The sequence below is a fragment of the Streptomyces mutabilis genome (assembly GCF_014649815.1).
In the GTDB taxonomy this organism is placed as follows: Bacteria; Actinomycetota; Actinomycetes; order Streptomycetales; family Streptomycetaceae; genus Streptomyces; species Streptomyces mutabilis.
The window spans coordinates 130959-153812 of record NZ_BMTT01000012.1; the positions used below are offsets into that span (position 1 = coordinate 130959).

Consider the following 22854-nt stretch of genomic DNA (forward strand, 5'->3'; position numbering starts at 1 on the left):
GCACCGACACCCTACTAGTTTATGTCTCCGAGTGACATAAAGTCGTGTGAGGGAGAATGCCCATGGCATTGATCGCCGGCGCCGGAGGGGCAGATGACCGCAGCTCGCGGACGGACGGGGCGGCCACCCCTGACCGAAGAGCGCAAGACCGCCATCAGGCTGGAGATCGCACGGGCCGCGGTCGACCTGTTCATCGCCCAGGGCGTCGCCGCGACGACGGGGGAGCAGATCGGACAGGCGGTCGGCGTCTCGGCGCGCACGGTGTGGCGCTACTTCCCGACCAAGGAGAGCTGCGTACGGCCGCTCTTCTCCACCGGCATCGACACGATCGCCGACGCACTGCGGCAGTGGCGTCCCGGCCGGCCCCTCGAGGAAGCCCTCGACGAACTCTGGACCCTCGACGCGCCCCTGCCCGGCCCGGACGTGGGCGCCCTGCTGCGGCTGACCCGGACCGAACCGGGGCTGCGCGCGGTCTGGCTGCAGACCCACGACGAGGCGGAACCCGCCTTCGCGCGCGCCCTCGCCGAGCGGGCGGGGCTGCCCGCCGACGACGTACGGCCCGCGATCTGGGCCGCCATGCTCAACGCGGCGCTCCGCGCGGCGGTCGAGCACCACGCCTACCGGTCGACCGAGCCGGGCACCGACCCCGCGACCGCCCGGGCCGCCCTCGCGGATACCTTGCGCACCGCCCTGGCCGTCACGGCGGCCGGCCTCGCCTGAGCCACCGCGGTGGCCCTTCGCTCCGCGCGGTGGAGAGGCTGTCAACCGGTGGCTGGAGGCGGCGACGTCATGAGGGGCGATGGCCCGACACCAGCCGGGTGGTGTGCCGAGCGACGTCGAGGAGCGTCCGCTCCTCGTGGGGGCGGGCCACGATCTGATGACCGAGGGGTGCCCTTGCGCGGTGCTCCCCGCGGGCGGACTGAGCGCCGGATGCCCGCTGATGTTGAACGCCCACGCCAGGGCGACGCTCATCCGATCCCCAGGGCCGTCGTGGCCGTGCGGCGGATGCGGGTCGTGGGGGGTGAGGATCAGGTCGGCTTCCTCGAAGCACCGACGCAGCAGCCTGTCGTTGGTGTCGCTGTCGTCCACTCCGGTGGGGCTGGACGCCTCCGCGCGGAGCGAGGTCCACGCATCCGCGCGGTCGACGAGTACGAGGCAGGTGGAGCTAGTCAGGGTGATCAACCGGCCACGGGCCAGTCGCAGAGCCGCCTGACGGGCGACGGCGGTGACCGCCGGGTCGGTGTCCGCGTAGCCCAGGTCGGCGGACCGGACGGCGACGAGTGGGTACGCCGGGCGGCCGCTCCGCGCGGGCGCCCCGTCGACCGCCCGGAGGTGGGTGAGGGCGTCGGCCGGGTCGCGGACGAGGACGCCGGGCGGGCACTGATCGGTGGCGCGTCAAGCGGTCGGTGCCGTGAGGCGTCGTGTGTCAGGCGGGCTGCCAGGCCTCGGCGAGCGCCGCCGTGGTCAGCACGCCGTCGGGGTGGCCCTGTCCCGCCAGGCTGCCGTCGCGGAGCAGGAGGCACGCGTCCGCCGAGCGCGCTGCCTCCAGGTCGTGGGTGGCCTGGACGACGGTCACCCCGTCGGCGACCAGCTCCGTCAGCAGCGTCGAGATGCGCTCCCTGGCCTCGGGGTCGAGCCCCGTGGTCGGTTCGTCCAGCAGCAGGAGATCCGACTCCTGGGCCAACCCCTGAGCGATGAGGGCGCGTTGACGCTGACCGCCCGACAACTCCCCGAGCTGGCGCCGGGCGAGGTCGGCGATGTGCAGCCGGTCGAGGGCCGAGTCCACGGTCGCGCGGTCCCGGCGGGTCGGCCGGCGCCACGGGCCGCGCTCTCCCCAGCGCCCCATCTCCACGGTCTGCCGGACGGTCAGCGGCAGGGTGTCCGCGACGGCGCCGCGCTGCGGCACGAAGGCGGGCGGCCGGCCCCCGTCGTGGTGCAGGTCTCCCGCCGTCGGCCGGATCACGCCGGCCAGGACGCCGAGCAGCGTCGACTTCCCGCTGCCGTTCGGGCCGACGAGGGCCGTGGTGGCCGACGCCGGTATCTCCGCGGTCAGTTGGTGGAGCACCGGCCGCCCGGGGTAGCCGGCGCTCAGCCGGGTGAATCGGACGCGCGCCGTCCGGTGGGTGGGAGCAGGCGGCGAGGGGAGCGGTTTATTGAACATGATTTTCATTGTAGTGTCCTCGCATGGAGTGGTTGACAGCCCCGTTCGAAGTGACGTTCGTCCAGCGCGCCCTGTGGGGCGGCATCCTCGTGTCCGCGATCTGCGCGCTGGCCGGTACCTGGGTGGTGCTCAGGGGGATGGCCTTCCTCGGGGACGCCATGTCCCACGGGCTGCTGCCGGGGGTCGCGCTGGCCGCGCTCCTCGGCGGCAACCTGCTGGTGGGCGCGGTGGCGAGCGCGGCCGTCATGACGGTGGGCGTCACGGCGCTCGGGCGCGCGCCGAGGCTGTCCCAGGACACCGGGATCGGGCTGCTGTTCGTGGGGATGCTGTCGCTGGGTGTGATCATCGTCTCCCGGTCGCAGTCCTTCGCCGTGGACCTGACCGGTTTCCTCTTCGGTGACGTCCTCGCCGTCCGGGAACAGGACCTGCTCCTGCTGGGTGTCGCCCTGCTGGTGTCTCTGGTCGTCTCGGTCCTCGGCCACCGGGCCTTCCTGGCCCTCGCGTTCGACCCGCGCAAGGCCCGCACCCTCGGCCTGCGCCCCCGGCTCGCACACGCGGTGCTGCTCGGCCTGCTGGGCCTGGCGATCGTCGCCTCGTTCCACATCGTGGGGACCCTGCTGGTCCTGGGACTGCTCATCGCCCCGCCGGCGGCGGCGCTGCCCTGGGCGCGCGGCGTTCGCGGCGTCATGGCACTGGCCGCGCTCCTCGGCGCCACCGCCACCTTCGGCGGGCTGCTTCTGTCCTGGCACCTGAGCACCGCCGCCGGCGCGACCGTCTCGGCGCTCGCGGTGAGCCTCTTCTTCGTCTCGCACGTGGCGTCCGGTCTCCTCCGCCACCACCGGGCCCGCCCCGCCGCCCCCACCCCGACACCGGTCAACTGAAGGAATACAGACGCGATGGTCCTGACCGTCCGAACGAACACGACGACCTCACGGGCATCGGCCGTACTCGTCCTCACCGCGCTGCTCGCCGCCGGCTGCGCCGGGGGAGCCGACGACACGTCCGGCCCGGCCGAGGACCCACCGTCCGCCACCCCCCACGGATACGTCGAGGGGGCGAAGGAGGCCGCCGAGCAGCAGACCCGTCTGCTGCTCGGCGACCCCGGCAGCGGCCACAGCCGGGTCCTCGACCTCATCACCGGCAAGGTGCACAGGACGGCGGACACGGCGGGTGCGACCCGGCTGACCAACGACGGCCGTTTCGGCTACTTCGACACCCCCCGCGGTACGCACGTGGTCGACACCGGTGCCTGGATGGTCGACCACGGCGACCACGTGCACTACTACCGGGCGGCGATACGCGACGTCGGCGACCTCCCCGTGGGCCCGCACGCCGAGGTCCGCAGCGACGCCACCGTGACCGCGGTGACCGACCGGGACGGCCGGACCAGGCTGTACGACCGGACGGGACTGGAGGACGGCGGGGTCCCGGCCGCCCGGACCCTCGACGGGGTGCACTCCGGCGCCGTCGTGCCCTACGAGGAACACCTGCTCGCGCTCACCGGTGACGACGGCTCCGCGAAGGTCACGGTGTACGACCGCGAGGGCAAGCGCGTCGCTTCGCCGGACGCGGAGTGCGACGAACCCCGGGGCGACGCGGTCACCCGGCGCGGAGTCGTCCTCGGTTGCGCCGACGGTGCCCTGCTCGTCAGCGCGGACGACGGCGTGTTCACCGCGCTAAAGATCCCGTACGGCGAAGAGACACCCGCGAAGGAACGCGCCACGGCCTTCCGTCACCGGGCCGGCAGCGACACCCTCGCGGCACCGGCCGGTGACCGCGCCGTGTGGGTCCTGGACGTCACCGACCGCACGTGGACCCGGGTGGAGACCGGGCCGGTCGTCGCCGCCAACACGGCGGGGGAGGGCTCCGCGCTGCTCGTCCTGGAGACCGACGGCGCGCTGCACGGGTACGACATCACCACCGGGAAGGAAGTCGCCGCGACCGAACCCCTCCTGGTTGCGCCCGGCAGGACCGGCACCGGCGGCAGCGGCCCCGTCATCGAGGTGGACCGCAGCCGCGCCTATGTCAACGACCCCGAGGGCCGGCGGGTGTACGAGGTCGACTACAACGACGACCTGCGCGTCGCCCGCACCTTCGGCCTGGACATCGAGCCCGGCCTGATGACGGAGACCGGCCGATGAGGGGCACGACGCGCGCACGGGTGCGGATGGCCCGGCTGCGCAGTCTGCTGATGGGCCTGCTCGCCCTGACCACGGCCGCGGCCGCCACGGCGTGCGCCACCACCGACGACAAGGCCGGCATCGTCGTCACCACCAACATCCTCGGGGACGTCACCCGGCAGATCGTCGGCGACGAGGCCGAGGTAACCGTCCTGATGAAGCCGAACGCGGACCCGCACTCCTTCGGCCTGTCCGCCGTACAGGCAGCCGAACTGGAGGGAGCCGACCTGGTGGTCCTCAACGGCCTGGGACTGGAGGAGAACGTACTGCGGCACGTGGACGCGGCCCGTGAGGCCGGCGTGGCCACCTTCGAGGTGGGCAAGGCCGTCGGCCCCATCAGCTTCCACACGAGTGACGACGGCGGTCCCGCCGACGAGGCCGGCCGGCCCGACCCGCACTTCTGGACCGACCCCGACCGGGTGCGCAAGGCGACCGGCCTCATAGCCGACCAGGTGGTGAAGCACGTCGACGGCGTGGACGAGACCGCGATACGCGCCAACACCGCCCGCTACGACGGGCGACTCGCGGAGCTGTCCACTTGGATGGCCGACTCCTTCGACCGCGTCCCCAACGACAAGCGCGCCCTGGTCACCAACCACCACGTCTTCGGCTACCTCGCCGAACGGTTCGGCTTCCGCGTCATCGGCGCCGTGATCCCCAGCGGTACGACGCTGGCCTCGCCCAGCTCCTCCGACCTGCGCTCGCTCACCCGGGCCATGGAACGGGCCGGAGTGCGTACCGTCTTCGCCGACTCCTCCCGGCCCAAGCGGCTCGCCGAGGTGCTGCGCACGGAGATGGGCGGCGACGTACGGGTCATCGAGCTGTACTCGGAGTCGCTTACGGCGAAGGGCGAGGGCGCCGACACCTATCTGCGGATGATGCGCGCCAACACCACCGCCATGACCGACGGACTCGCCGGCGGCTGATGCCGCTCCCGGCTCTCCAGTTTCCGGCCGACCGGCCGGCACCCTTCCTCATCACACGCCGCCGCACCGCGGCCCGGAAAGGAACACACCGGTGAACAAATCGATACGCAACAGGACGCTCACGGGGACGGCACTCGCCCTGGCGGTGTCCACGGTGCTGACCGCCTGCGGCGGCGACAGCTCCTCGTCCGACGCGAAGACGCGGGACACCGCGAGCGCCACCCCCGCCGCCACGGTCACGGACCCGCTGGTGGCCACCTTCGACGGCGGGCTGTACATCCTGGACGGCAAGAGCCTGAAGCCGGCCAGGACCATCGAGCTGCCCGGCTTCAACCGGGTCAACCCCGCCGGGGACGAGGACCACGTCATCGTCTCCACCGACAGCGGCTTCCGCGTCCTGAACGCCGCAGGCCAGACCCTCACCGACATCGAGTACCCGGGGGCCAAGCCCGGCCACGTCGTGCGCCACGCCGGGAAGACGGCGCTCTTCACCGACGGCACCGGCGAGGTCAACGTCTTCGACCCCGCCGACCTGAGCACCGGCAAGAAGCCGAAGGGCCGCACCTACACCTCGGCCGAGGCCCACCACGGGGTCGCCATCGAACTGGCGAACGGCGAACTCCTCAGCACGATCGGCAACGAGGAGAGGCGCACCGGCGCCCTCGTCCTGGACGAGAACGGCGAGGAGATCGTCCGCAACGAGGACTGCCCCGGCGTGCACGGCGAAGCGGCGGCCGAGGGCGAGGCGATCGCGGTCGGCTGCGAGGACGGGGTGCTGCTCTACAAGGACGGGAAGTTCACCAAGGTGGACGCTCCCGACGACTACGGCCGGATCGGCAACCAGGCCGGCAGCGATGCCTCGCCCGTCCTGCTGGGCGACTACAAGACCGACCCGGACGCGGAGCTGGAGCGGCCCACGCGGGTGTCGCTGATCGACACGGAGAAGGCGGAACTGCGCCTGGTCGACCTCGGCACCAGCTACTCCTTCCGCTCGCTCGCCCGCGGACCGCACGGCGAGGCACTCGTCCTCGGCACGGACGGCGCGATCCACGTCATCGACCCGGTCAGCGCCAAGGTCACCGAGAAGATCCCCGCCGTGGGTGAGTGGCAGGAGCCGCTGGACTGGCAGCAGCCGAGGCCCACGCTCTTCGTCCGTGACCACACCGCCTACGTCTCCGATCCGAGCACGCGCGGCCTGCACGCCATCGACCTGGAGTCGGGGAAGAAGGTCACGTCCGTGACGCTCCCGAAGGGCACCAACGAACTGTCGGGCGTCGTCGCCGGTCACTGACCCGGCACTCCCGCGCGGTGACGAACGCGGGTGGGTCGCCCGGTCTCCGGGCGACCCACCCGCTTGCGTAGGGCACACTCGGATGGAGGGGGGCCGTCCCAAGCGGATCACTGCGAGGCCCGCATGTTCGATGTGCCGTTCTGGCTCTGGGCGGTTTTCGCCGCCACGGTGGTCGTGTCACTCGTCGTCGACCTGCTGGCCCACCGCAGCGCCCACGTCATCGGCTTCAAAGAAGCCGCCGCCTGGAGCGGACTGTGGGTGGGACTCGCCCTCGTCTTCGGCGCGGTCGTCTTCCTCGTCCTCGGCGGGACGGCGGGAACGGAGTACACCACCGCGTGGCTGCTGGAGAAGAGCCTCTCCGTCGACAACCTCTTCGTCTTCGCCCTGATCTTCGCCTATTTCAAAGTGCCCCGCGAATACCAGCATCGCGTCCTGTTCTTCGGAGTCATGGGCGCACTGGTGTTCCGCGGCATTTTCCTGGCCGCAGGCGTGGCCGTGGTCAGCCGGTTCACCGCCGTCCTCTTCGTCTTCGCGGCGATCCTCTTCTACAGCGTATACAAGATCCTCAAGGGTGAGGAGGAGAGTTTCGACCCGGGCCGGAGCTTCGCCGTCCGCCTGCTGCGCCGGTTTGTTCCCGTACGGGAGGAGTACGCGGGCCACAAGTTCTTCGTCAAGGAGGCGGGAAAGCGGGTGGCGACGCCCCTGCTGGCCGTCGTCGCCGCGATCGAGGCGGCCGACCTGATCTTCGCCGTGGACAGCGTGCCCGCCGTGCTCGCCGTCAGCGACGACACCTTTATCGTCTACACCAGCAACGCCTTCGCCATCCTCGGCCTGCGGGCCCTGTACTTCATGCTGTCGGGCCTGCTGGACCGCTTCCACTACCTGAGCACGGGACTGGCGGTCATCCTCGGCTTCATCGGCGTCAAGCTCATCCTCCAGGCGAGCCACAAGATGATCAGCCCCTCCGTGCCGGAGATCCCGTCCACGGTGAGTCTTGCGGTCATCGTCGTGATCCTGACGATCTCGGTGATCATGAGCCTGCGGCGCCCTGAGAAATCCCGGTGAGGCCGGATCGGCGCTCCGCTGTCCCCGTCGCACATTTGACCGTAAAGTGGGGGCAAAGGCTTTTCAGAACTCTCGCTGGTGTCGGTGAGCATCATGGCCAGTCACATGCAGAAGACGAAAACCCAAGGCGCGAAAGCGCAGCACACGAAATCGCCGCGCGAGGACATCTGCCCCCACTGCGGCCACCATGTGCCCCCGGAGGTCACGCGCCACAAGACACTCGGCATCTACGTCCCGGTCTGGCACCCGGGCACCTGCCTGAACCCCGACTGCGGCGCGTCCGACGAGGAGCGGCGCCGCTAGGGACCCGGGGGCCGCAAACGTTCCGCGCGGTCCCGGCGCCGTCCGGCCCGCAGCCGCGGGCACGCGGAGCAGGTCATTCGTGAGAGATCCGCGGGACGCGCACCATCACGCCATGCCCGTTGACACCACGCTCACCGACCACGGGGCAGACAGCACGGCGGCCCTCGAAGGGCTGCGGATCGCCGACTTCTCCCGCGTGCTCGCCGGACCGTACGCGACGATGCGACCTCGCCGACCCGGCATGGTGTTGCGAGCAGGGCCGGCCACGGTCCTCTTTCCCTCTGTACGGCTTCCTCGGGGGCGTCAGCGTCCGCCCGGCCCGCCGCTGCCGAACGAGCCGCTGCTCCCCTCGTCCCAGCGGGGCCGCTCCTGCCCGGGGGCGGTGCGGCTGCCCTGGTGGCCGAGATCGTGCGGCAGCGTCCGGTCGTCGCTGCGGGGCATCGCGTCGGGTTCCCGCCGCTCACGCACCTCGCGGACGGGCCCCTCGTCGGGCATGCGGGGCTGCTCCTCCGGGGTCGGCGGCGGCGACTCCTTGCGCTTCTGCCTGCTGCCGAAGGCGAACGCCCCGATCAGCAGGGCCACGACCACGACCGCTGCGACACCGATGCCGATGCCGATGCCGCCGCCACCGGCGGCCAGGTCCATCCATGCGTTCGTCATGGAGCGCGGGTACCCTCGGTCCACGCCACCAACCAGCTCAGCTCGACCGGGCGGACCGCGTCCGGGAGCGGTTCGCCTTCCGGATCGCCGCGAGCAGATCCGCCTTCGACATCCGCGACCGGCCCTCCACCCCGAGCTCCTTGGCGATGCCGTACAGGTGCTCCTTGGAGGCCTTCTCGTCGACGCCCTCACCACTGCGCCCGCCCTGTCCGCGGGGCTGCCCGGACTGCGGGTCGGACGGGCCCTTGCGACCGCCTTCCTTGCGCTGCCAGTGATCGCCGACCTTCTCGAACTTGTGCTTCAGCGCCCCGTACGCCACCCGGTGCGCCCGCTCGCCCTCGCCGTACTCCTCCACGGCCGAGTCGTGCGCCTTGATCCAGGTCCGCTGGGCCTCCCGGGGCGAGCGCTCCAGCGTCGACGGCAGTTCCTGTCGTCCCGGCATGTCCTGCACCTCCGCAAGTCGTGGACGGTCTCGCTGTCACCAGCGTCGGGAGAGCGCCCGGGTGCCCGCCGGGCCACCTGGAAAACGGCCGGAACCCTTGGGAACACCGGGCCCGGCGGTTTGGCGCCGTCCACAGCGGCAACCCGCGCGGTGTGACATCGACGACGACTTCCCAGCAGGAGCTGTTCCGCTTCCTCGAGGACCGCTTCGCCTGCGCACAGGCGTGCACCGAGTGCGCGCGGGCCTGCGCCCTGCGGGCGAGCCTCGTGGACCCGGACGGGACCGAGAACCAGGAACTCGTACGACGCAAGGGCATCATGTGCGCGGAGGTCTGCGACGCGACCTGCCGGGTGCTGTCCGAACAGAACCAGGTGGACGAGACCGCCATCCGCGTCCAGCTGGAGTGGTGCCGGCAGGTGTGCCTGGAGAGCGCCCACGTCTTCGACGCCCACCCGGGCGCCGAGGAGAGCGCCGAGGCCTGCCGCGCCTGCGCCCGTGCCTGCGGAGAGTTCCTGGCCACTCTGCGCTGACCACCGCCGCACCCTGGGGCCGCGGCGCGCGGGGCGTTAGCCTGCCGGTATGACGCTCACGCGGGCGGGCGATCCGGCGGGCGACCCGGGACTGTTCGGCCCCGGGTCGGTGACCTGGCAGGCGCACGGCGACCCGATGATGTGGATCGCCGGAATCCGCGCCCTGTACCTCCAGGCGCTGCACCCGCGCGCCGTGCGCGGCGTCATGCAGAACAGCGACTTCCGGCGCGACGCCTGGGGCCGCCTGATGCGCACCGCGGGTTTCGTCGGCACGACGACGTACGGCACCACCGAGGCAGCCGAGCGGGCCGGGGCCCGCGTACGGAAGATCCACCGCATGCTGGGCGCGACGGACCCCGACACGGGGGAGCGCTACGGCGTCGACGAACCCGCACTGCTGCTGTGGGTGCACTGCGCCGAGATCGACTCCTACCTGCACGTCCTGCGCCGATCGGGACTCCCGCTCACCGACGCCCACGCCGACCGCTACCTCGCCGAACACCGGCACAGCGCCCGCCTGGTCGGCCTCGACCCCGCCACCGTGCCCGCGGACCGCGCCGCACTGGCCGCCTACTTCGCGGGCGTCCGGCCCGAGCTGGCCGCCGACGACGACGCGCACGAGGTCGACGACTTCCTGCGCCGCCCGCCCGTGCACCCCCTCCTGGTCCCCGCACGCGCGCTGCTGTGGCACCGGGTGGCGCAACTGGCGTACGACTCCCTACCGCCGTACGCGCACGAGCTGTACGGCAGACCGGCCCCCGATCCCGCCACCGTCACCCGGCGACTGCGCGCCACCGGCACCGCGCTGCGCACGATCCCCGCACGTCTGCGCTGGCAGCTGCCGCCCAAACACATCCTGCGCGCCGTGACACGACTCGGACCGGCCGCGCGCCCGGCACCGTACAAATTCGGACCATGAACAGCCATACTGGACCCGCCAGGGGAGGGCGCAGCTGACGGGACGCATCACTACGGGGGCGGGCGTAGTCATGGGGGACAGCACGCTGATCCAGGGCCGGTACCGGCTGCTGGAGCGGATCGGGCGCGGCGGCATGGGCGAGGTGTGGCGGGCGCGGGACGAGTCACTGGGGCGCCGCGTCGCCGTCAAGTGCCTCAAACCGCTGGGCGCGCAGCACGACCACGCCTGCACCCGTGTCCTGCGGGAGAGGTTCCGGCGCGAGGCCCGGGTGGCCGCCGCGCTCCAGCACCGGGGAGTGACCGTCGTGCACGACTTCGGCGAGAGCGACGGCGTGCTCTTCCTGGTCATGGAGCTGCTGGAGGGGCGCGACCTGAGCCGGCTGCTGGAGGACAACAAGCACCATCCGCTGCCGGTCGCGGACGTCGTCGACATCGCCGAACAGGTCGCTGCCGCGCTCGCGTACACCCACGACCAGGGCATCGTGCACCGTGACCTGAAGCCCGCGAACATCGTGCGGCTCGCCGACGGCACCGTGAAGATCTGCGACTTCGGCATCGCGAGGCTCGGCCACGACGTCGGGTTCACCGCCCGGCTGACCGGCACCGGCATCGCCATGGGCACCCCGCACTACATGTCGCCGGAGCAGATCGGCGGCGACGAGGTGGACCGGCGCAGCGACCTGTACTCGCTGGGCTGCGTGCTCTACGAGATCGCCACCGGGGTGCCGCCGTTCGACCTCGACGACGCCTGGGCGATCCTCGTCGGCCACCGCGACACCGAGCCTGAGCCACCTCGCACCCACCGTCCCGAACTGCCCGCCTACCTGGACCGGATCATCCTGGACCTCCTGGCCAAGCGGCCGGACCGGCGTCCGGACGACGCCCGGGAACTGGGCCGGAGGATCGCCGCCGGCCGCACGTCACCGGCGTACGCGCCGGCCGTGGTGGCGCCCCGGACCCGGACGCTCCAGCCGGTCGGCGGTGGCCGGGCCGTGCTGCCGTCCTGGACCGGCGGCATGACCACCGGCCACAAGGCGACCGACACCGGCCTGCGCACCACGCCGCCGGACCCCGCCTCCGGGCTGTCCGCCGACTGGGTGCCGCGGCCCGTCGGTTCCGGGGCCGCCCCGCCCGCTCCCGCAGTCCGCCCAAGCCCGGCACCCGAGGCGGCCGCCGCGCTGGCCGGGCGGCACAAAGCCGGACTGAGCCTGGGACGGCTCGGCCGCTGGGAGGAGGCCGGCGAGATCCACCGCGCGGTGGCCGAGGAACGCGAGCGCCTGCTCGGCCCCGACCACCCGGACACGCTCGCCAGCCGCTACGAGACCGCCTTCACCCTCAGCCGCACCGGTCACGCGGCCGACGCACTGCGCGCCTACAAGCGCGTCGCAGAGGCCCGCATCAGGGTGCTGGGCGCCGACCACGCCGACACCCTCGCCGTCCGTCAGGAGATGGCCTACACCCTCGGTCGGCTGGGCCGGCACGCCGACGCCCACCAGATCTACGCGTCGGTCCTCGCGGCCCGCGAGCGCGTCATGGGCCCCGACCACCCCGACACCCTCCGCTGCCGGCACAACCTGGCCTTCAACCTCGGCCGGCTGGGCCGGACGGAAGACGCCCACCGCATGGCGCGTGAGGTCGCCGAGGCCCGCGCCCGGGTGCTCGGCCCCGACCATCCCGACACTCTGGTCACCCGCTACGAGGTGGCCTACGAACTCGGCCGGCTGGGCCGCTGGCAGGAGGCCCTCGCCACCTACCGGGAGGTCGCCGAGGCCCGCGAGAGGGCGCTCGGCCCCGACCACCCCGACACCCTCGCCGCCCGCTATGAGATCGGCATCAGTCTCGGGCGTCTCGGCCGCAGCGCGGAAGCGCTGACCCTGTACGAGGGGCTGATCGACGACCGGACCCGCGCCCAGGGATCCGAGCACCCCGAGACCCTGCGCGCCCGCCACGGCCTGGGAGTCAACCTCGGCCGCCTCGGCCGCTGGGAGGAGGCCTTCGCCGAGTCCCGCGAGGTGTGCGCGATCCGTGCCCGCGTCCTCGGCCCGGATCACCCGGACACCCTCGTCAGCCGCCGCGAGATCGCCGTCGCCCTCGGCTGGCTGGGCCGCTGGTCCGCCGCCCTCACCGAGTACCGCGCAGTCGCCACCGCCCGCGAGCGCGTCCTGGGCCCCGACCACCCCGACACCCTGGCCGGCCGCGACGACGAGGCCCACTGCCTCGAACAACTCGGCCGCGCGGCCGAGGCCGTGGAGCTGTACCGCAGGGTGGCGGTCCTGCGCAGGTCGGGAGCGCACCGGTCCGGGACGGCACACGCGGCCGGTCACTGAAGCCCGCAGCGCCGGCCGACGACGCGGCGCGCGTCGGTCCCGGGCGCGGACGTGTGACGTGGTGTTGCGGCCGTACGGGGACGGGACGGCCGTCGCCCCGCGGCGCCTGCTGGGGAAGGTGCGGACACGTGACGGGACGCCGCGACCGGGCGCGAGGGTGCCGCGTCGGTAACCGGGCGGTACGCCGTCCCCGGGCCGGGCAGGGCGTATCGACGCCCGGCGACCGCTCATGCGGCCGGGCTGCCGACCGGCGGCGGGCTGCCGGCAGCGTACCGCCCGGGTGACGGACCGCCTCTGGCAGCCCGCCGCAGCACCGTGCTAACAAGAGCCATGACGTCGCCCACGCCGCCCCCCGCCTCCCGTACATACGACGCCGTCATCGTCGGCGGTGGCCACAACGGGCTGGTCGCCGCCGCCTACCTGGCCCGCGCCGGGTGCTCCGTGCTGGTGCTGGAGCGGCTCGACCACACGGGCGGGGCCGCCGTGTCCACCCGGCCGTTCGCCGGGGTCGACGCGCGGCTGTCGCGGTACTCGTACCTGGTCAGCCTGCTGCCCGAGAAGATCGTGCGGGATCTGGACCTGGACTTCCGGGTGCGCGGGCGCACCGTCTCCTCGTACACGCCCGTGGAGCGGAACGGCCGGCCCACCGGCCTCCTCGTCGGCGGGGGCGAGCGGCGGACCCGGGAGTCCTTCGCCCGGCTCACCGGCTCGGACCGGGAGTACGCGGCCTGGCAGCGGTTCTACGGCATGACCGGACGCGTCGCCCGGCGGGTCTTCCCGACCCTCACCGAACCGCTGCCCACCCGGGAGGAACTGCGCCGCAGGATCGACGACGAGGCGGCCTGGCGTGCCCTGTTCGAGGAGCCGATCGGCGTCGCGATCGAGGAGCACTTCGCGGACGACCTGGTACGCGGAGTGACCCTCACCGACGCGCTGATCGGCACCTTCGCCGACGCCCACGACCCCTCCCTGAGCCAGAACCGCTGCTTCCTCTACCACGTGATCGGCGGCGGCACCGGCGCCTGGGACGTTCCGGTCGGCGGCATGGGAGCCCTCACCGACGCCCTGGCCGGCGCGGCACGCTCGGCGGGCGCCGTCCTCGCCACCGGACACGAGGCCGTGCGCATCGACACCGACGGACGAGCCGCCGAGGTCACCTACCGCTCGGCCGACGGCGAGGGCGTCGCCGCCGCACACCACGTCCTGGTGAACGCCTCCCCGCAGGACCTGGCCGCGCTCACCGGTCGGACACCGCCACCGCCCGCCGAGGGCGCCCAGCTCAAGGTGAACATGCTGCTGTCCCGGCTCCCCGCCCTCCGCGACCCCGCCGCTGACCCCCGCGAGGCCTTCGCCGGGACCTTCCACATCGCCGAGGGCTACGCGCAACTGGCCGCCGCGCACGCCAGTGCCGCCGCGGGCGAGCTGCCCGCCGCCCCGCCCTCCGAGATCTACTGCCACTCCCTGACCGACCCCACCGTCCTGGGTCCGGAACTCGCTGCCGAGGGCATGCACACCCTCACCCTGTTCGGCCTGCACACCCCCGCCCGTCTGTTCGCGCGGGACAACGAAGCCGTACGCGACGAACTGTTGAAGTCGACCCTCGCCCAGCTCGACGCCCACCTGGCCGAACCCCTCGAGGACTGCCTGGCGACCGACGCCGACGGACGACCCTGCATCGAGGCCAGGTCGCCGCTGGACCTGGAGCGCGACCTGCGCCTGCCCGGCGGCAACATCTTCCACCGCGAGCTGTCCTGGCCCCACACCCAGCACGGCACCGGCCGCTGGGGCGTGGAGACCGGGCAGGCGAACGTCCTGCTGTGCGGAGCGGGCGCGGTGCGCGGCGGCGGGGTCAGCGGGGTGCCGGGGCACAACGCGGCGATGGCGGTGCTGGAGCGGACGCGGAGCTGACGCACGCATGTGCCGGACGGGGCTGGGTACCGCGACATAACAGACATTCCGTACGCGCGATCAGTACACAAGGAGCCTGCCATGGCGGACCTCAGCCCCATCGACCTGCAGAAGGCCCTCAGCGGCATGGACTACCCGACGGACAAGAAGTCGCTCGTCGAGTGCGCCCGCAAGAACAAGGCCGACGACAAGGTCGTGAGCCGTCTCGACGGCCTCAAGGAGAACAGCTTCGACGGCCCGAACGAGGTGCAGAAGGCCGTCTTCAGCGACTAGCGGGACACCCCCGGACGCGTGTACGGCCCGTCAGTCGGCCGACATCGTCCACCCCACCGCCTCGATCCGCGCCGCGTCCGCCGGGCGCGCGTCGTGGAACAGCACGTCGCCCGCGGCCTCGGCGCGCAGCCGGTCGACGTACGCCCCGCGGCCCACGTACAGCCGGTCGGTCGTGTACCGCCAGCGCAGGGTGAGGCCGCGGGCGGCCGGCAGTGCTGCCGTCAGTGCGTGCCAGACGCGGCCCGACCAGCCGGTGACCGAACCCGCCGGGTGCTCCCGCGGCTCCTCGCCGGGGCTCTGGGTCGTGAACGGCACCGGCGTCCACGTGGTGCCGCCGTCGGCGGAGGCCTGCAGGACGAGGGCGTCCGAACCGGGCTCCGTGTCCCACCACAGCGCGCAGCGCAGCCGCGCCGCGCCGCCGGACGTGTCCAGGGCGGGCAGGGTCAGCGTGGCCGTGGTGGAGCCCGCCGTTCCGGAGAACCACGCCGTACGCCCGTGCGCGGGACGGACCGGTACGGCCCGCGCCATGTTCGTTCCCGCGGCGACCCGGGGGGCCGACCCCGAGCGCCAGCCGCGCACCGGGTGCACCGAGTTGCCCAGCACCACCAGAAACGAGTCGGTCGTCGGGTCGAGCACCAGCGAGGTCCCGGTGAAGCCGGTGTGCCCGGCCGTGCGCGGAGTGGCCATCGCGCCCATGTACCAGTGCTGGTACAGCTCGAAGCCGAGGCCGTGCTCGTCGCCCGGGAAGTCGGTGTTGAAGTCGGTGAACATCAGCTCCACCGACTCCGGCCGCAGGATGCGCGCCCGCCCGTAGGATCCGCCGTTGAGCAGCGTCCGGCCGAGCACCGCCAGGTCCCAGGCGCAGGAGAACACCCCCGCGTGGCCGGCGACGCCGCCCAGGCTGAACGCGTTCTCGTCGTGCACCTCGCCCCACACCAGCCCCCGGTCCAGACCCGACCAGGGCTGCCGGGCGTCTTCGGTGGCCGCGATCCGCGGTCTCCAGGAGGCGGGCGGGTTGTAGCGGGTGCGGTCGAGACCGAGCGGGGCGGTGATCTCGTCACGCAGCAGGACGTCCAGGGTGCGGCCGGTGACCTCCTCCAGCAACAGCTGGAGGGAGATCATGTTCAGATCCGAGTACAGGTACGCCGTGCCGGGCGGGCTGACGGGCGCCTCGTCGTAGACGAGCTGGACCTTCCCCTCGTACGTGGGCACCCGGTACAGCGGGATCCACGCCCGGAAGCCGGAGGTGTGCGTCAGGAGCTGCCGGACCGTCACGTCCTGCTTGCCGGAGCGGCCGAAGTCCGGCAGGTACGAGGCGACCGGCGCCTCCAGCTCCAGCGCGCCGCGCTCCAGTTGCTGCACGACGAGGATCGACGTGAACAGCTTCGAGATCGACGCGAGGTCGAACACCGTGTCCCCGGCCATGGGGATCTGCTCCCCGGCCGGGAACTCGATCCCGGTGTCGGTCACCTCGTCGTACGCCCGGTAACGCACCGCCATGCCGATCGGCTCGTGCAGCGCCACCGTCCCGCCCCGGCCGGCGAGCAGCACGGCGCCCGCGTACCAAGGGTGCTTCGGCGAGGGGGCCAGGAACGCCTCCGCGTCGGTGACCAGCCGGCGCAGATGGCCGGGCAGGAGGCCGGCGCGCTCGGCGGAACCGCGCCGCAGGGTGGGGCGGCGACCCCGGTCCGCGACGGCCTCGGCCGGTCCGGCCGCGAACGGGGCGATGGCCAGGGCACCGCCCAGGGCCAGGGCACCGGCGCCCAGTTGACGTCGTGTGAATCCGCTCGTCACCTGACCGGCCATCTAAGAGCCTCCCGCCGTCGAAGCTGAAAGTATCTTTCCTGGATCGCCGTGCGGGGTGAAACTTTCCTGTCAGGATGCGGGTCGTGTCAATGGGGCGTACGGAGTCGACGGAGCGCCGGAAGCCGCCCGGCAGAGCGCCGGGCGGCTCGCGGGGCGGCGTGGTTCAGCGTTCGCGTACCCGGACGACGCGGAGATCGGGAGACGACCGGATGTCGCGCTCACAGAAGCGGGACGTCACCCACCTTTCGCCGGAGAACAGCCGGGTCTGGTCGGCGTGGTGCGGCGAGGCGGGGTTGGACGACTGGGAGTAGGTCAGCAGCGTACGCGCCACGGGGCAGCGGCTGCCGTCCCAGCCCACGGCCTGGATGTAACTGGAGCCGGTGGTCACCTCCGTGTACCCGCCCCCGGCCGGGTCCCACACCGGCTCGATCTTGTTCCACACACCCAGCGACTCCGTACCCCCGCCCACGGGTACGCGCTCGCCGCCCCGCACCACGAACTGGTGCTCGCCGAGACGGGCGTCGAGCGGGATGCCCGCTGCCCGCAGTTCGCCGACCGTGTCCGCCAGTGCGGTGGCGAAGCCCGGCGCGCCGGTGTTCAGCGTGTTCGGCGTGCCGACCGGGTCCGCGGCCGAGAACGGCATCTTCCACAACTGCCCGGCGGGCACCCTCCTATTGAGCGCCCGCCAGAACCGGTCGAAGAGCAGTGCCCCGCTGCTGTCGGTGTCGACCGTGCGGTCCCAGCCGGCGATCACGTCGCAGGCCTCCCGCACGTCCACGGGCCTGCCCTCGCCGTCCTTCGCCGTGCCGCCCGGCAGCGCGGCACAGGCCCGTGCCACATCCTCCGCGGCCAGGTCACCGGCGGGCACGCGATCGGCGAACTGCTGCCGTTCCAGGTCGCGTACGGTCAGCCCGCCCCGGTCCGCCATGGCCGCCACGTCCTCGATCGCGCCCCGCGTCCGCATCGACCGCTGGGTGCCGACCGTGCCGAAGACCCGCTCGTAGCCGGTCAGCGGCCGGTCCGCGTTGGTCAGCCAGGCACTGTCGTTGGAGTTCTCCGCGTACGGCGCGTCCTTCAGCGTCGGCATGTGCGAGGGGCCGAAGATCCCGGGCCGTACGGCGTCCCGGTCACTGCCGAGCGCGCACTCGCCGCGCGAGCCGTCGAGCACCGCGAGCCCGGAGGACGGGTAGGTGACCTTGCCGAGCTCCGTCGAACAGCGTTCGGCGAGCTCGTCGGTGATGCGGGGGAGCACCTGCGACTGCGTGAACAGCGTCCGGCCCCGCGAGTCGGAGGCGATGGTGTTCACCCACGGCAGCCCCTGCGTGCGGCGCAGCGATTCCAGTACGTGGTCCGTGCCGCGGGCCCGGCTGAAGCCGAGCGCGGTGTCGGAGGCGCGCAGGTTGGCGGCGTTGGGGTCGTTGAGGGCGTATGCCGTGGTGGACGTCCAGGGCAGCGGCAGCGAGGTGCCGAGCGAGGTCACCACCGGGCCGTACCGGGTCCACCACTGGCTCCTCGTCACAGGGGCGCCGTTCCGCACCGGGACGGTGACGGACCGTTTCGTCATCCGTTCGCGCCGGCCGTCCACCAGGTAGACCGTCGGGTCGGCCCGATCCAGCGTCAGCCGGTGGAGGTTGAGGGTGACGCCGGTGGCCACGGTGTGGCTCCAGGCGACGTGCGCGTTGTGGCCTATGGAGATCGTGGCGGAGCCGAGCAGGGAGCCGCCCGCCACGTTCAGCCGTCCCGGAATCGTCTGCTGCGACTGCCAGAAGCGGCGCCCGCCGTGCCACGGGTAGTGCGGGTTGCCCAGCAGCAGGCCGCGGCCGTTCGCGGTGGTGCGCCCGCCGAAGGCGACTGCATTGGAGCCCATGTCGGCGTCGTCGGCGGCGAAGAGCTCCCGTGCGGCGCGCGCGACCGCGTCGGCGCCGGGCTCCGGCACCTGCCCGGATCCGTCGGCCGGCGGCTGTGCGGCCGTGATGCCGTCGACGGCGCGGCCCTGCCCGCCGAGCACGGAGAGGGCGAACCCGCGCGCGGCCACGTCCAGCGCGGTGACCGGGCGCACCCACGCGGCGCCCCGGCACGCCGGGTCGGTGATCCGGTTCTGCTCCAACCAGGCGTTGTAGCCCGCCGCGAAGCCCCGCATCAGCTCCTTCGCGTCCCGGCTGGGGCCGCGCGGCGCCGGCTCGGCGAGCAGCTTCTCGACGGTGCCGGCCCGGCGCACGCCCCGGAAGTACAGGTCGCTGGAGAGGTTGGTGCCGGCCGACGAGAGCGAGAGGTCGGACGCCGCGTCGGCGCCGAAGAAGCGGGAACGCTCGCCGCGCACGGTCACGAAACCGTCGGCCAGCGTGCAGACCTGGTCCGCGGCCTGCGCCCAGCCGGTGCCGAAGCCGAGGTCGGCGTAGTCATTGCCGACGATGTGCGGGATGCCGTACTCGGTGTAGCGGATGACGGCGGACAGTCCGCCGTGGGACGGCCGTTCGTGCCGGCCGCGGGCGGGTCCGTCGGCGGCGGCCGCGGGCAGTGCGGTCGCCGCGGTCAGCAGCGCGACGGCCACGGCGACGAGCCGTCTCGGGCGGATGCGCATCGTGCCTCCCGACGTCTTCGTGGGAAAGGGGCGGCCGAGCGTACCAGTCGGTATGTGTAGGTGTCAGTGGCATGACATGACGGTCTTCGGTGTCACGCACATGACTTGACCCGCCCCGCCCACCGGCCGAGGATCGGGCCATGACGCTGACGCCCGGACACGACAGCACGGTCGACGGGGTGCTGCGGCGCAGTGCCCGGCGCACTCCGGCCCGCGTCGCGGTGGAGTACCGCGACCGTGCCTGGACGTACGACGAACTCGACACCGCGGTCTCCCGCGCGGCGAGCGTCCTGCTTGCCGAGGGCCTGTCCCCGGGCGACCGGGTCGGCGCCTACGGGCACAACTCCGACGCCTACCTCATCGCCTTCCTGGCCTGCGCCCGCGCGGGCCTGGTGCACGTCCCGGTCAACCAGAACCTGACCGGCGACGACCTCGCCTACATCGTCGGCCAGTCCGGCAGCGCCCTCGTCCTCACCGACCCGGACCTGGCGGCGAGGCTCCCACGGGGCGTGCGCACACTGCCCCTGCGCGACGCCGACGGCTCACTGCTCGCCCGGCTGGCCGAGGCGCCCCCGTACGACGGCCCCGAGCCGGGCGGCGAGGATCTGGTGCAGCTCCTCTACACCTCGGGAACCACCGCCCTGCCCAAGGGCGCGATGATGACCCACCGGGCGCTGGTGCACGAGTACCTGAGCGCCATCACCGCCCTCGACCTGCGCGTCGGCGACCGCCCCGTGCACGCCCTGCCGCTCTACCACTCGGCGCAGATGCACGTCTTCCTGCTGCCCTACCTCGCCGTCGGGGCGACGAACATCGTCCTCGACGCACCCGACGGCGACCGCCTCCTCGACCTCATCGAGGCCGGCCGCGCCGACAGCCTGTTCGCACCGCCCACCGTGTGGATCGGCCTCGCGAACCGCGCCGACTTCACCACCCGCGACCTCGGCGGCCTGCGCAAGGCCTACTACGGCGCGTCGATCATGCCCGTCCCCGTCCTGGAGCGACTGCGCGCCCACCTGCCCGAGCTCGCGTTCTTCAACTGCTTCGGCCAGAGCGAGATCGGCCCCCTCGCCACCGTCCTCGGCCCGGACGAGCACGAGGGCCGCATGGACTCCTGCGGCCGGCCCGTCCTCTTCGTCGAGGCACGGATCGTCGACGAGGGCGGCAAGGACGCCCTCGACGGCACCCCCGGCGAAGTCGTCTACCGCTCCCCGCAGTTGTGCCAGGGCTACTGGGACAAACCCGAGGAGACCGAAGCCGCCTTCCGCGACGGCTGGTTCCACTCCGGCGACCTCGCCGTACGGGACGCGGACGGCTACTTCACGATCGTCGACCGGGTCAAGGACGTCATCAACTCCGGCGGCGTACTGGTCGCCTCCCGCCAGGTCGAGGACGCCCTCTACACTCACGAGGCGGTCGCCGAGGCCGCCGTCATCGGCCTGCCCGACGAACGGTGGATCGAGGCGGTCACGGCGGTCGTCGTCCCGCGCGGCGACGTGACCGAGCGCGAGCTGATCGCCCACGCCCGCGAGAAGCTCGCCCCGTTCAAGGCACCCAAGCGGGTGCGCTTCGTGGACGCGCTGCCGCGCAACGCCAGCGGAAAGATCCTCAAGCGGGAGCTGCGCGACCGGTTCACCGCTTCGTGACCCGGCAATCGCGTTGCGACGCCGGTCACCCGCGTCGATGACCGGCGCCATACCGACCCTCACCGCGAACGACGGGACCGAACTCGCCTGCCACGTCAGGGGCGACGGCCCGCCGTTGGTCGTCCTGCCGGGCGGCCCCATGCGGGCCTTCGCCTACGCACTGTCGGCCCACCGCACCCTCGACCTGCTCGCCCCGCCCGCCACCCGCACCGCTTCGGCCGGCCTCGCCGCCCCGGTCCTCGTCCTCGCCTGCGCGCTCCACGGAGGCCCCCGCCCGCCCTCGCCCGCCGCTGCGCCGACGCCTTCCCGCGCGCCGAGGCGGTCGTCCAGCCCGGCGCCGGGCACTGTGCGTGGCTGGACGACCCTCGTTGGTTCGTACGGCGTGTCGCCGCTCTCCTCGGACAGGGCTGAGGCCACCGGATGACGATCACCGTGCGGGGCCCGTGGCAACCGCCGAACCGATCTCCGGGAAGGCCCCCCGCGTGGCCTGTCGGTGGTCGGAACCGATCGCTAGGCTGACCGCGGACGACGACATCGGGAGGAGCACGGACGTGGCCGAGAGCACCACCCACCAGCGCCCGCTCATGGGCTGGGACAAGCCGGAGCTGGACCTCAGCAACGCGCAGTGGCAGTCCAGCAGCCGAGGCCTGGGGGATGTCCAGATCGCCTTCGTCGACGGGTTCATCGCCATGCGCAACAGCGGCAGCCCGGAAAGCCCCTCCCTGATCTTCACCCCCGCGGAATGGGGCGCGTTCGTGTCGGGGGCACGCGAAGGGGAGTTCGACCTCACCTGAGCCGCCGGAAGCTGGGCCGACCGGCCGAACCGGGGTGTTCCCTCCGTCCACGGGGGGAAGTCGGTCCTGCGGAGGTGAGGCACCCATGAGCACCCTGCCGGTCATCGCGGCGGTCGACGGATCGGACGACAGCCTGCGCGCCCTGGACTGGGCGCTGGAGGCCGCCCACCGGCGCGAAGCACCCCTGCGGGTGGTGCACGTACGCCAGTACGCCTCCTGGGCCCAGACCGACGTCCTGGTCGCGGGCCCGCCGGACACCGGCGACAACCCGGTACTCGACCGGGCCCGCGGGCACCTGGCGGGGCGGTCCTACGCGGTCTCCACGGAGTACGTCGGCATGGAGGGCGTGCCGGGTGCCGTACTGCCGGAACTCGGAGCCGACGCCCAACTGCTCGTGCTCGGCTCCCGGGGCCGGGGCGGCTTCGCCAGTCTGCTGCTCGGCTCCAACGGAATGGCCGCGGCCCGCGATGCCGAGTGCCCCGTCGTCGTGGTGCCGCGCCCCGGCCGCGAGGCCAACGGCGAGACCTCGGACGAGCCCGGCGCCCGGGTGGTCGTCGGCCTTCACGTGGACAGTCCCGACGACGCCACCCTGTCCTTCGCCTTCGCCGAGGCCGCCCGGCTGGGCGCCCGCCTCCAGGTGGTCGCCGCCTACCCGTGGCCCGTTCACACCTGGGCCGCGGCGGGGCAGATGATGCCGTTGGTGATCGACGAGGTCTCCGTCGAGAGCGAGACCCGCGTACTGGCGGACGGTCACCTGGCCCCGTACCGGGGGCGCCACCCCGACGTCCGGGCCGACTCGCACGTCCTGCCCGGCGACGCCGCCGGACACCTGGTCGCCGCCTCGCGCGACGCCGCCCTGGTCGTCGTCGGCCGACACCGCCGGCGCCTGCTGGCTCCCGCCCGCATGATGGGCTCCGTCGCCCACGCTGTCCTGCTGCACGCGGCCGCCCCGGTCGCGGTCGTACCGCCGGCCCCGCCGGACGAGGGCTGAGGGACGCGGGGCGACGGGCCCGAGCGCGGAACGCCCGCCCCATGTCCGGGAA

Annotated in this window: 20 protein-coding genes and 1 pseudogene; 16 read left to right on the top strand and 5 right to left on the bottom strand. The window is 72.9% G+C overall.

The window, feature by feature from the left end:
- The first annotated feature begins 93 nt into the window (after positions 1–93).
- Positions 94–720 (top strand): TetR/AcrR family transcriptional regulator, encoded by a 627-nt coding sequence (locus IE142_RS23615; protein ID WP_191887605.1) that lies wholly within the window; start codon positions 94–96, stop codon positions 718–720.
- A 706-nt stretch (positions 721–1426) separates the two neighbouring features.
- Here IE142_RS23615 and aztA read toward each other — a convergent pair.
- Positions 1427–2170 (bottom strand): zinc ABC transporter ATP-binding protein AztA, encoded by a 744-nt coding sequence (aztA, locus tag IE142_RS23620; RefSeq protein ID WP_191887606.1) that lies wholly within the window; start codon positions 2168–2170, stop codon positions 1427–1429.
- 14 nt (positions 2171–2184) lie between these two features.
- On the opposite strand from aztA, the gene aztB reads away from it, so the two are divergent.
- The 6 genes from aztB (at position 2185) to IE142_RS23650 (ending at position 7926) form a co-directional block, all read left to right on the top strand.
- The gene (aztB, locus tag IE142_RS23625) at positions 2185–3042 is read left to right on the top strand and encodes a zinc ABC transporter permease AztB (protein ID WP_191887607.1); all 858 of its coding nucleotides are present in this window, start codon (positions 2185–2187) and stop codon (positions 3040–3042) included.
- 15 nt (positions 3043–3057) lie between these two features.
- Positions 3058–4302 carry a hypothetical protein gene (locus IE142_RS23630; RefSeq protein ID WP_191887608.1) on the top strand — a complete coding sequence of 415 codons (1245 nt, stop codon included), beginning with the start codon at positions 3058–3060 and terminating at the stop codon, positions 4300–4302.
- Complete coding sequence (gene aztC, locus IE142_RS23635) at positions 4299–5267, top strand: zinc ABC transporter substrate-binding protein AztC (RefSeq protein ID WP_191887609.1); 969 nt, start codon at positions 4299–4301, stop codon at positions 5265–5267. Before IE142_RS23630 ends, aztC begins: the two co-directional genes overlap by 4 nt.
- Positions 5268–5358: 91 nt before the next feature.
- Positions 5359–6558, top strand: coding sequence for a zinc metallochaperone AztD (aztD, locus tag IE142_RS23640; protein ID WP_191887610.1), 1200 nt, complete (start codon positions 5359–5361; stop codon positions 6556–6558).
- Between the two features lie 123 nt (positions 6559–6681).
- Complete coding sequence (locus IE142_RS23645; RefSeq protein ID WP_191887611.1) at positions 6682–7623, top strand: TerC family protein; 942 nt, start codon at positions 6682–6684, stop codon at positions 7621–7623.
- A 105-nt stretch (positions 7624–7728) separates the two neighbouring features.
- On the top strand, positions 7729–7926 hold the full coding sequence (locus IE142_RS23650; protein ID WP_191887707.1) for a hypothetical protein: 198 nt from the start codon (positions 7729–7731) through the stop codon (positions 7924–7926).
- A gap of 303 nt (positions 7927–8229) precedes the next feature.
- Here IE142_RS23650 and IE142_RS23655 read toward each other — a convergent pair whose 3' ends face one another.
- Together IE142_RS23655 and IE142_RS23660 are read right to left on the bottom strand one after the other, a co-directional pair.
- Positions 8230–8586: a DUF6479 family protein gene (locus IE142_RS23655; RefSeq protein ID WP_191887612.1), complete on the bottom strand. Its 357-nt coding sequence runs from the start codon at positions 8584–8586 to the stop codon at positions 8230–8232.
- A 37-nt stretch (positions 8587–8623) separates the two neighbouring features.
- Positions 8624–9028, bottom strand: coding sequence for a ChaB family protein (locus IE142_RS23660; protein WP_191887613.1), 405 nt, complete (start codon positions 9026–9028; stop codon positions 8624–8626).
- A 152-nt stretch (positions 9029–9180) separates the two neighbouring features.
- On the opposite strand from IE142_RS23660, the gene IE142_RS23665 reads away from it, so the two are divergent.
- From IE142_RS23665 to IE142_RS23685, 5 genes are all read left to right on the top strand, one after another.
- Positions 9181–9558: a four-helix bundle copper-binding protein gene (locus IE142_RS23665; protein ID WP_100046063.1), complete on the top strand. Its 378-nt coding sequence runs from the start codon at positions 9181–9183 to the stop codon at positions 9556–9558.
- Between the two features lie 49 nt (positions 9559–9607).
- A complete protein-coding gene (locus tag IE142_RS23670; RefSeq protein ID WP_191887614.1) occupies positions 9608–10477 on the top strand; it encodes an oxygenase MpaB family protein in 870 nt (289 codons plus the stop codon).
- 70 nt (positions 10478–10547) lie between these two features.
- Positions 10548–12803 carry a serine/threonine-protein kinase gene (locus tag IE142_RS23675; RefSeq protein ID WP_191887615.1) on the top strand — a complete coding sequence of 752 codons (2256 nt, stop codon included), beginning with the start codon at positions 10548–10550 and terminating at the stop codon, positions 12801–12803.
- Between the two features lie 330 nt (positions 12804–13133).
- Positions 13134–14711 (top strand): phytoene desaturase family protein, encoded by a 1578-nt coding sequence (locus IE142_RS23680; RefSeq protein WP_191887616.1) that lies wholly within the window; start codon positions 13134–13136, stop codon positions 14709–14711.
- Positions 14712–14792: 81 nt separating this feature from the next.
- Positions 14793–14984, top strand: a complete 192-nt coding sequence (locus IE142_RS23685; RefSeq protein WP_043376070.1) for a DUF2795 domain-containing protein — start codon at positions 14793–14795, stop codon at positions 14982–14984.
- Positions 14985–15014: 30 nt separating this feature from the next.
- On the opposite strand, the gene IE142_RS23690 is transcribed toward IE142_RS23685, so the two are convergent.
- Both IE142_RS23690 and IE142_RS23695 read right to left on the bottom strand, forming a co-directional pair.
- Complete coding sequence (locus IE142_RS23690) at positions 15015–16790, bottom strand: serine hydrolase domain-containing protein (RefSeq protein ID WP_191887617.1); 1776 nt, start codon at positions 16788–16790, stop codon at positions 15015–15017.
- A gap of 163 nt (positions 16791–16953) precedes the next feature.
- Complete coding sequence (locus tag IE142_RS23695) at positions 16954–19371, bottom strand: penicillin acylase family protein (RefSeq protein ID WP_191887618.1); 2418 nt, start codon at positions 19369–19371, stop codon at positions 16954–16956.
- A gap of 140 nt (positions 19372–19511) precedes the next feature.
- Here IE142_RS23695 and IE142_RS23700 point away from each other — a divergent pair, with 140 nt between their 5' ends.
- The 4 genes and pseudogenes from IE142_RS23700 (at position 19512) to IE142_RS23715 (ending at position 22802) form a co-directional block, all read left to right on the top strand.
- Positions 19512–21017: an acyl-CoA synthetase gene (locus IE142_RS23700; RefSeq protein ID WP_191887619.1), complete on the top strand. Its 1506-nt coding sequence runs from the start codon at positions 19512–19514 to the stop codon at positions 21015–21017.
- 193 nt (positions 21018–21210) lie between these two features.
- Positions 21211–21428, top strand: a pseudogene (locus IE142_RS38800) (alpha/beta fold hydrolase); the annotation flags it as partial.
- Between the two features lie 140 nt (positions 21429–21568).
- On the top strand, positions 21569–21811 hold the full coding sequence (locus IE142_RS23710; RefSeq protein ID WP_191887620.1) for a DUF397 domain-containing protein: 243 nt from the start codon (positions 21569–21571) through the stop codon (positions 21809–21811).
- A gap of 85 nt (positions 21812–21896) precedes the next feature.
- A complete protein-coding gene (locus IE142_RS23715; RefSeq protein ID WP_191887621.1) occupies positions 21897–22802 on the top strand; it encodes a universal stress protein in 906 nt (301 codons plus the stop codon).
- Positions 22803–22854 lie beyond the last annotated feature (52 nt).